Origin of the sequence: Streptomyces aureus (assembly GCF_001418135.1) — a bacterium.
GTDB lineage: Bacteria > Actinomycetota > Actinomycetes > Streptomycetales > Streptomycetaceae > Streptomyces > Streptomyces aureus_A.
Window position 1 is genome coordinate 1 of the sequence record NZ_LIPQ01000549.1, and the last position, 9,043, is coordinate 9,043.

The window sequence follows — 9,043 nt, forward strand, 5'->3', positions numbered from 1 at the left end:
GCCCCGTACGTCAGCGGCCCGGTGCGGCAGCCCCGTACGTCAGCGGCCCGGTGCGGGAGCCCCGTACGTCAGCGCTCCGGTACGTCCTGCCGGAAGTACGGGTCGCGCCCGGCGATCCGGTAACCCTCAAGGCCGGGCCCGGAGTCGACGGTCAGATCGCAGCCGGGCCCGGGCACGGCCCGGTTCCAGTGCACGTACGCCCGTGCCTCCGGCAGGGTCGGCGCCACCTCCGGGATCGCGGTGTACCAGTCGCGCTGCCGCTCGGGCCTCTTCGGGTCGGGGGCGGTGGAGAACTCGGAGAGCATGATCGGCTTGTCGTCGGAGATGTTCTTCCGGAGCCAGTCGTAGCTGGGCCGCTGGCTCCTGTCGAAGTCGAGCCAGTCCGGCGACTTGTGGCAGAGGTAGTAGTTGTACTGGTCCATGCCGATCCAGTCGACGTAGTCGTCGCCCGGGTAGAGCGCCTTCATCTGCTCGGCGTTGCCGAGCCAGCCGGAGACGGTCCACACCCACACCACGTTGGTGACACCCAGCTTCCGGAAGCGGTCGTGGAGGTGGCGGTAGGCGGCGACGTACTCCTCGGGGGTCCCGGCGCCCTCGGGGATGCGGAAGTCCGCCTCCTGGTCGAAGGAGAAGAAGACCCGCTTGCCGTACTCCTTGATCCGCCGGGCCTGCGGGTCGATGACGGAGGTGTCGTACCTGCCCGAGGCGATGTTCTTCCAGCCGAGCTGTCTCTCGGTCCAATTGGCGTGGTGCTTCTCGGTCCACACGGTGGACTCCCAGGCCAGCATGAGGAGTCGCTCGCGGCCGAGTTCGCGCTCGTCGGGGGTGAGCAGTTCTCCGTCGGCCTTGCTCCCCGACATGTCGTGGTACGTGTACACGAGGTCGAGCTTGCGGCCGATCTTCTTCTCGAAGGCGTACACGGGCCGGGTGAGCGAGCTGTCCTCGTCGTGCGGGATGTACGCGCCCCACCAGGCCCCGCACGGGGCGACGAGGGTGGCGTCGGGGGTGCAGCGGTCGTCGCCCTCGGCGAGGGTCGACCAGACCCCTATGCCGGCGGTCAGCGCGCCGACGGCCCCGAGCGCGATCGCGAGCCGGGTCCAGGGGCCGCCCTGGGCGTGGCGCCCGGTCATCCGCCCCCACCAGTCCCTCGTTTGCGGAACGGCGGCACACGGAACCGGAGCGTACGGGTCCGGGAGGGCCGGGCGCCGTCGCGCTCGACGGCCCCGCGCGTGGCGGCGGGCAGCGGAACGCCGGGCAGGGCCGCGACGACGCTCACGAAGAGGGCGAGGACGACGAGGAAGACGGTCAGCGAGAAGGCCTTCGCCAGGAACAGGGTGGTCGCGACGAGCGTGGCCACGGACAGGCTGACCGGTGCGGCGAGCGCCAGCGCCTCGAGACGGGCGCCGGGACGCAGTCCGAGCGGCTGCGGGAGCAGCAGGGCCAGGCCCGGCGCGAGGACGACGAAGGCGAGGACGGGGATCCAGCGCGCCGGGGAGCCGCCGGGGAGCGCGGTCGCCGCGAGGGCGACCCATCCGGAGGCCGCGAGCGCGGCTCTGCGCTGGACGCGCGGGGTCAGGCGTGGGTGGGCCATGGCGTACCTGCTCCTCGTACGGGTGGGCCGACGGGCGTGTCGTCGGAAGGGTGTCCGGCCCGTGGCGGACGGTCGAATCCGCCGTGGGCGGTGGGCCGGTGGTGGGCGGTCGTTTCCGCCGTGGGCGGTGGGCGGTCGTGTTCAGCCGGTGGTGGTGGGCCGGTAACGCAGGACGAGCCCGTACCGGCTCTCCTCCACGACCGCGAACAGCGGCGATGCCTTGAGCGCCTTGCCGAGGCGGTCGAAGCCGCCCTCCGGGAGGTAGCCCTCGCCGATCACGGCCTCGCCCTGGGTGGGGGTGAGGATCACATAGGCCGGGCGGCCCGCGGGGATGCCGCCGGCGAGGTAGCCGGCCGGGTCCTTCAGCATGCGGAGGTTCTCGTCGACCTCCTGCTCGGTGAAGAACCAGCGCTCGTAGTGGTCGTAGCGGTAGTACGAGTCGGCGAACGCGCCGGTCGCGGCGAGGATCAGCGCCCCCTCGGGCGCCCGGTCGAAGGCACGGCGGGTGAGGGCGGTCTCGCCGGGCGGCGCGTAGTGCATGCCCTCCTTGCCGTAGTACGAGGGCAGGAAGCCGGCGAGCATGGCGACGAGGGTGAGGGGCAGGGCGACGGTGGCCGTGCGGCGGGCGATCGTGGCGGCCCGGCTCGCGGCCCCGGCGGCGGGGACGAGCGCGGCGGCCGCGAAGAAGGCGGCGCCGGGAAGACCGAAGAGATAGACCCGGAAGATCATCTCGCCGCCGTAGTCGTTCACGGCGAACATCGGGAGGGGCGCCGCGGCGGCGAGCAGCAGCGGCAGCGCGCTGCGGACCAGCCTGCGGCGCAGGAGCACGGCGGCGGCGGCGAGACCGCCGAGGGCGAGCACCATCAGGATGTTGGCGCTGCCGACGAGTTCGGGGCCCGGCCCGGTGGGGTCGCCCGCGAAGCCGGGGCGCGAGTTGCCGAGCAGGTCGCCGGCCTTCTCGCGCAGGGTGCCGAGCGTGTCGAGGAACAGCTCCCGGCCCATGGTCAGGTTCCAGACCAGCATGATCAGGCCGCTGACGGCGAGGAGCCCCAGGTTGCGGTAGCGCCGGGTCAGGCAGAGGGCGAAGAGGCTCGCGCACAGCATCACCGGGGTGAGCTGGTGCGAGGCGTTGATGGTGGCGATGACCGGGACGAGGAAGAGGACGGCGACGGCCCGCTGCCGGGTGGTCGTGGGCGGCGGCACGGCCGCGGCGGCCGGGTCGAGCGTGGCGCGGTCGCGGAGCGGGCCCGCCGAGCCGGGCAGGACGAAGTGCCGTACGACGACGGCGAAGACGGTCAGGTAGAGCAGGTACGAGAAGCCCTGCGGGGAGAGGTAGTCCTGGCCCACCCAGTTCGCGAGCTGGAAGATCCACACACCGGTCCACACGAGGCGCCAGTCGTCGCTGAACGTGCGGTAGACGAGGATCAGGACGGGGACGGTCAGCAGGCCGAGCGCGACGGGCGCCCAGTTGATGAACGAGGCGGCGGCGTCCACGCCGAACGCGCGGACGAGGGCGGCGTCCAGCGAGAAGAAGCCGGGCCACTGGTCGTAGGCGGACATGCCGCCGGAGAGCTCGGTCCCGGGGTGGACGGTGCCCTGGTCGAGCAGCCTGCTGATGATCGCGTCGTGCTTGGACGCCCAGGCGTAGCGGACGGTGTCGTAGAGGATCGCGGGCGGCGCCTTGAGGGCGACGAGCATCGCCGCGCAGTAGGTGGCCGGCCAGAGGGGCGCGGTGCCGGCGCGGCGCAGGGTGATGACGAAACCGCAGGTGAGGACGGCGAGGGCGGCGTAGAAGGTGAGCGGGAAACGGTCGAGGAGACCGAACTCGTCCATGCTCCGGAAGTCGATGCCGGGCAGCGCCCAGAGCCAGAGGGCGCCGGCGACGAGCAGGGGGACCAGGTTGAGGGCGTCGGGGGAACGGAGGGCGGCGGCGAGCCGGCCCCGGGCGGCGGTGGAACCGCCGGTCCGGCCGTCCTCGCCGTCGGGGCGCGCCGCTCCGGCCTCCGGCCCGGGAATCCGCAGACCCGCCGCCTCCCGGCCGGCCGCCTCCTGACCCCCGGCATCCCGCTCCCCGGCGTCCCGCTCCCCTGCCGCCCGCTCCCTTGCCTCCCGGTCCTCCGCCTCCCGGTCCGCGGCGGCGGGCCGCGGTGGCACATCGCTCCCGGTCACCGGTGCGGGCCCCTGACGCTGCACGGCCTCTCCCCCCACGAACTGTCCCTTTCGCCGAAGTACAGGAAGGTACTTCGGTTTTGTTCGGGCTATCAACCGCCGGACCGATCGCCGGAGTTGTCGATCTTCGGACACACCGGCACTCAGCCGGCGAACTCTGGGCCCTTCATCAGGGCACGGGCCCTGCGGTACATCCGCCAGCCGACCGTGGGCAGAGAGTCGGGGTACGGCGCGGTCTTCGCGCCGCGGCCCTCCATCCACTGCTCGATGTCGGCGACGGTGTGACCGCGGCGCAGGATCAGCCGGGCGATGCGGTAGATCTCGTCGGTCCCGGAGCTGAGCGCGTGCCGGACGGCGGCGGCCGAGGTGTACCCGGCGGCCGCGGCGGCCCGCCGTACGGCCGGGCTGTTGTAGCCGTGCGGGTAGGCGAGATGGCGGACCTCGTGCCCGAGGACGTCCTCGAGCACCGCCTTGGACTCGCGCAGTTCCCGGCGGAGCGCGGCCGGCGCGAGGGTGTCGAGCTGCGGGTGGGTGGCGGTGTGCGCGCCGACCTCCATCCCGTACTGCTCCAGGAGCGGAGCCTGGGCGAGGGTCATCATCGGCGCGGGCGGCAGCAGACAGGGCCGGCCGCGGGTGATGGCCCCGGTGGTGAGGTACGCGGTGGACGGCAGGCCGCGGGCGGCGAGGGCCTCGGCGGTCGGCCCCACCAGATCGGCGAAGCCGTCGTCGAAGGTGAGGACGACGGGCCGGGGCGGCAGCGGGGCGCCGGTGGCGAAGTGCGCGGCGAGGGTGCCGACGGTGACGGCGGTACGGCCGCTGGCGACGATCGCGTCGAGCTGGGCGGCGAACTCCTTGGGCGAGACGGTGAATTCGGCGATCCAGTCCGGGGGGTCCTCCATCACGGCGTGGTAGAGGAGGACGGGTATGCGGGAGCGCGCGGCGGTGCCGGTCATCGGGCCACCGCCGAACCACCGCGCGACGCCTGCGCGGCCGCCTGTACGCGAGCCCTGGCGCGGGCCCGCGTACGGGCCCGTGCGCGGGCCCTGGCGTATCCGATCGGGCCGTAGAGCATGCCGCGCCGCTCCAGCCGGGAGAGGGAGGCGGGCCAGGGGTGGTGCTGGGTCCCGTGCTCGCCGGGAACGCCCCCCTCGGGGGTCTCCCCCCGCTGCGCGGTCATGGTCCGGGCGTACGCGAGGCCGCGCGGCAAGCGGGCGAGCAGGGCGGGCAGCAGGCGGGGGCTGCGTACCAGCGTGGCGGTGAGGTACGCGGTGAGCCCGGCGCCGTAGCCGTACGCCTGGTTCCGCAGGTCCTGCCAGGTGTCGCGGTGGTGGTGCCAGACGAGGGCCTCGGAGGTGTAGCGGAGGCGGAAGCCGGCGGAGAGGACGGCGACGAAGGCGTACAGGTCGTCCCCGCCGCGGGCGGCGGTCCCGGTGCCGGTCGCCGGGTCGAAGCCGCCGGCCCGGCGGAGCGCGTCGGCGCGGAAGGCCATGTTGGCGCCGGATCCGAAGCTGCCTGCGGTGAAGGGGAAGAGCGGCTCGTCGGCGGGTGGGTGCGCCGGGTCGTAGAGACGGGGCGCGAAGCCCTTGGCGAAGCCGCCGTGGGATTCGAGGAGGACCTGGGCGGGGGTGCCGAGGCGGGCGGGCAGGATCAGTCCGGTGACACAGCCGAGGCCGGGGTCGACGGCGAAGGGCGCGGTGAGGGCGCTCAGCCAGCGCGGGTCGGCGATCACGTCGTCGTCGGTGAAGGCGACGACGGCCCCCTCCGCGAAGGCGAGACCGGTGTTGTGGGCGGTGGCGAGACCGGGCGTGTCCTCGCGTACGTACCGGACGCGGTCGGCGTGCTCGGCGTACGTCCGGGTGACGAGCTCGTGGGTGTCGGTGGTGCGGGGCGCGTTGTCGACGACGACCAGCTCGAAGTCCGGATGGTCCTGGGCGAGCAGCGAGTCGAGGGCGCGGGCGAGGGACCCGGGGCGCTCGCGGGTGGCGACGACGACGGAGGTGCGCGGCGGGGCGGGCGTGTCGAGAGCGAGGGGCCGGGCGGCGGCGAGGCGTTCGGCGTCGGTCCCGGGCCCGTCCGCCTCGGCGAGCCGTCGCCGGGCGAGGGCGGCGAGCACCTCGGCGGCGTCCTCACCGGCGGGGACGGTCCCGACGACGGTGGCGGCGGGCCGGCCCCGGAGCCGTACGAGCGCGTAGACGTCACCGGGCACGACGGCCGGCGCGCCGGGCGCGGGCCGGAAGCCGAGGACGGGCCCGTCGGGCCCGTCGAGATCGAGCTCGGCGACGGAGAGCGGTCGGGGGGCGGGGGTGCTGCTCATCGGGGTTCTCCCCAGAGACGTACGGAGGCGGGTGCGGCGAGGTGAGGCGGATGGGGCGGATGGGGCGCGTTCGGCGAGCGAGGCGGGCACGGCGGGCGTCCGTCGCGCGCACGCGGACGCGGGCGCGGACATGGGCGCGGCCCGAGCACGGACGCGCACACAGGCACGGGCACCGACGCGGTCGGCGGCGCCGTGGTGGGGCTAACGGTGGCCCCGCAGGCGAGCGAGACCGTTGAGGACGGCGCGCCCCCGGGCCGCGAGCGCCGGCCGGGTGCGGACGAACCGGTGCACGCGCAGCGGGGGCTCCCGGCGCAGCCAGTGCACCGCGCCCAGCACACCCGGCCGGACGACGGCACCCTCGTGCACCGTCAACTCCCCCGTCTTCAGCGCGTCCTTGTACTCGGCGGCGCCGCGCCCCAGGTCCAGCATCCCGATCCCGGCGGCGGCCGCGGCCTCCGCCATCCGCAGATGGAGGACGCGCCCCGGCGAGTACTTCGCGAACTCGGGGTCGTACGCCGGGAACCAGCAGGACAGCACGGTCCGGGACCGCAGCCCGAAGTGGGCGGCGATCGGGCGCTCACCCACGTACAGCACGGACAGGACGCCGGAGCAGCCGGGCGTACGGAGCGTGTGGAGGCGGCGGACGAGCGCGCTGATCCACTCCTGGGCGAAGCGGTCGCCGCGGCCGGTCCTGCGGTACTGGGCGGACTTCCACGCCATGAGGGTGCGCAGGGCCGCCGGATCGCGCTCGTCGAAGACGAAGCGCACCTCGCCGTCCGCCTGGCGGCCGAGCTTGCGCTCCTTGGCGAGGGTGGTCCTGAGGAACTTGGGCGACTGGACGCGGAGCAGGGCCTCGTAGGCCGCGTACCCCTCGCCGACGTCGATCACGGGCGAGGCGAAGGACTCGGTGGCGGCGCCCTCGAAGACCGGCTGTCCGTCCTCCAGGTTGTCGAACTGCCAGACGGCGAGACCGCAGGCACGCAGCAACGCCCTTGCGCCGGGACGCAGTCCGGAGCGCAGGACGGCGCCCTGGCTGTCGGAGACCCCGAAGCCGATGGCACGGCCCCCGCCGAGCAGACCCTTCTCGTACGGGAAGAAGCCGACCGGCTCGCCGTCCTCCCACCAGACGGCGACCCGCGAGCGCGGGCGGACCTCGGCGACCGCGCGGGTGAACTCCGGCTCCATGAAGGGATTCGCCGGCCCGCCGGCCTTGGCGCGCAGCTCCCGCCACACCTCGATCTCGCGCTCGCGCAGCTCCCCGGGCCGCACGACGCGCACGCTCACAGCACCCACTTGCCGACCCCCCGGTCTACCCCCTGCGCACTACCAGGACAGGACGGTACCGGTCCGTGGTCACCCGTGACAGGGATACCGGGCCTTTCCGTGACCAACCCGTGAAGGAGGGGACATCGTGGGGAACGGTGGTGATCAAGGGCCCGCCGGGGTCGACGAGTTGGAGATCGTCGGCTGGGGCAGGACGGCGGACGTGTACGCGCTGCCAGGGGAGGGGGCGTGGGTCCTGCGCCGGTACCGGAACGGCGACGACGCGACGCGGGAGGCGCGGCTCATGACGCGGCTCGCGCGCCAGGGCTACCCGGTCCCGGCGGTCCTGCGCGCGGAAGGCTCCGACCTGGTGATGGAGCGCCTCGCGGGGCCGTCGCTCCTGGACGCGCTGCTGGCCGGCACGTACGAACCGGAACCGGCGGGTGAACTCGTCGCGGAGCTCCTCGCCCGCCTGCACGCCCTGCCGGGGACGCCGCCGTCGCACCTGGGGACCCGAACCTGACGGAGGCCGAGGTGGCGGCGCTGGACGGGGCGGCGGAGCTGGTGACGGAGCTGGCGACGTCCCGGGCCGGCTGACCGGCGGGGCGTGAGGGCCGCGGGCCGCGAGCGTGCGCGGCCCGCCGGGCGGCGCACCCATCGAAACCCGGTGGCCCGCCGACCGGGCCGTCGGTACCGTCGCCCCTCGCGGACCGTGCCGTCGGCCGCCCCACCCGGAGAGTGAACCCATGACCGCCGTCCACCGCCCGACGACGACCCTGTGGCGCCCCACCGGCCCTGTCGAGCTGGACCTCGTGCGGGAGCTGGAGTGGCGGGCCTGGCCGCCGCGGCTGCCTGAGCAGCCGATCTTCTACCCGGTGCTCAACGAGGAGTACGCGGTGAGGATCGCGCGCGACTGGAACGTCGAGCACGACGGCGCCGGCTTCGTCACGCGCTTCGAGGTCGACACGGAGTTCCTGCGCAGATACCCGGTCCAGCAGGCGGGCGGGCGGACGATCCTGGAGCTGTGGGTGCCGGCGGAGGAGCTGGACGAGTTCAACGCGCACATCGTGGGCGAGATCCAGGTGGTCCACGAGTTCCGCTGACCGTCGCTCGAAGGCAGGCCGGCACCACGGGCCCCCGGGGCCGGCCCTCAGCCGCGCCGTTTCACGTCCGTGCAGTACACCCCCGGGTTGGCGCCGTACGGGTCGAAGGTCGTGCGGGTTCCGTCGTAGCTGCCGTCGAGGCACAGCTCGCCGCCCCGGAGGTCGAGGGTGAACTCGACCCTTCCGTTGGCCTCCGTGAGGCCGAGGACGCGGTAGTGGACGTAGCCGGCCTTGTCGAGGACCTTCTTGACGTGGGCCGGAGTCGGGTCCCCCGTGCCGTCCAGGGCCTGCGCGATGCGGCGGCCGTGGAGCGGTGCCGCGCACTTCTCGAGGGGATCCAACTCGACCTCCTTGCGCATGCGTTCGAAGTCGAAGGGGGCGTCGGCGGGCGGAGCCGGGTCCGCGACGGGTACGGGGCCCTCCGGCGCGTCGGCGAGGGGCGGCGGGCCCTCGGAGTCGGCCGGCGGCGCCCCTTCCTCGTCCATGATCGGCGGCTTGACGGGGCCGCCCCCCGGGCACGGTGCGGAGACCTCGACGAGGAGCCGCATGAACGCGAGCCCGGCCTTCTGGTCCTCGGCCGTGAGGCCGGGGTCGTCCAAGGGG

9 protein-coding genes are annotated in these 9,043 nt (G+C 74.2%); 2 read left to right on the plus strand and 7 right to left on the minus strand.

The window, feature by feature from the left end; all coding sequences use genetic code 11:
* Positions 1-68: 68 nt before the first annotated feature.
* The 6 genes from AOK00_RS33610 to AOK00_RS33635 form a co-directional block, all read right to left on the minus strand.
* A complete protein-coding gene (locus AOK00_RS33610) occupies positions 69-1,130 on the minus strand; it encodes a glycosyl hydrolase (RefSeq protein ID WP_173861713.1) in 1,062 nt (353 codons plus the stop codon).
* Complete coding sequence (locus AOK00_RS33615; RefSeq protein WP_055603926.1) at positions 1,127-1,591, minus strand: hypothetical protein; 465 nt, start codon at positions 1,589-1,591, stop codon at positions 1,127-1,129. The genes AOK00_RS33610 and AOK00_RS33615 overlap by 4 nt, the downstream gene beginning before the upstream one ends.
* Before the next feature lie 141 nt (positions 1,592-1,732).
* Positions 1,733-3,784 (minus strand): hypothetical protein, encoded by a 2,052-nt coding sequence (locus AOK00_RS33620; RefSeq protein WP_254047599.1) that lies wholly within the window; start codon positions 3,782-3,784, stop codon positions 1,733-1,735.
* A gap of 119 nt (positions 3,785-3,903) precedes the next feature.
* Entirely contained in the window at positions 3,904-4,713 is an 810-nt protein-coding gene (locus AOK00_RS33625; RefSeq protein WP_055603928.1) for a polysaccharide deacetylase family protein, read from the minus strand.
* Complete coding sequence (locus AOK00_RS33630) at positions 4,710-6,074, minus strand: glycosyltransferase (RefSeq protein WP_055603929.1); 1,365 nt, start codon at positions 6,072-6,074, stop codon at positions 4,710-4,712. The genes AOK00_RS33625 and AOK00_RS33630 overlap by 4 nt, the downstream gene beginning before the upstream one ends.
* A gap of 201 nt (positions 6,075-6,275) precedes the next feature.
* Entirely contained in the window at positions 6,276-7,358 is a 1,083-nt protein-coding gene (locus AOK00_RS33635) for a GNAT family N-acetyltransferase (protein ID WP_055603930.1), read from the minus strand.
* A 127-nt stretch (positions 7,359-7,485) separates the two neighbouring features.
* On the opposite strand from AOK00_RS33635, the gene AOK00_RS33640 reads away from it, so the two are divergent.
* Both AOK00_RS33640 and AOK00_RS33645 read left to right on the plus strand, forming a co-directional pair.
* Entirely contained in the window at positions 7,486-7,860 is a 375-nt protein-coding gene (locus AOK00_RS33640) for a phosphotransferase (protein WP_159041912.1), read from the plus strand.
* A 223-nt stretch (positions 7,861-8,083) separates the two neighbouring features.
* Complete coding sequence (locus AOK00_RS33645) at positions 8,084-8,440, plus strand: hypothetical protein (RefSeq protein ID WP_055603932.1); 357 nt, start codon at positions 8,084-8,086, stop codon at positions 8,438-8,440.
* A 47-nt stretch (positions 8,441-8,487) separates the two neighbouring features.
* On the opposite strand, the gene AOK00_RS40950 is transcribed toward AOK00_RS33645, so the two are convergent.
* On the minus strand, positions 8,488-9,043 hold a 556-nt coding region (locus AOK00_RS40950; RefSeq protein ID WP_254047600.1), incomplete at its 5' end, for a hypothetical protein.

Coding starts and splice junctions, on each gene's coding strand:
- AOK00_RS33610 (WP_173861713.1), bottom strand. CDS start 1,130: ATGACCGGGCGCCACGCCCAGGGCGGCCCCTGGACCCGGCTCGCGATC.
- AOK00_RS33615 (WP_055603926.1), bottom strand. CDS start 1,591: ATGGCCCACCCACGCCTGACCCCGCGCGTCCAGCGCAGAGCCGCGCTC.
- AOK00_RS33625 (WP_055603928.1), bottom strand. CDS start 4,713: ATGACCGGCACCGCCGCGCGCTCCCGCATACCCGTCCTCCTCTACCAC.
- AOK00_RS33630 (WP_055603929.1), bottom strand. CDS start 6,074: ATGAGCAGCACCCCCGCCCCCCGACCGCTCTCCGTCGCCGAGCTCGAT.
- AOK00_RS33645 (WP_055603932.1), top strand. CDS start 8,084: ATGACCGCCGTCCACCGCCCGACGACGACCCTGTGGCGCCCCACCGGC.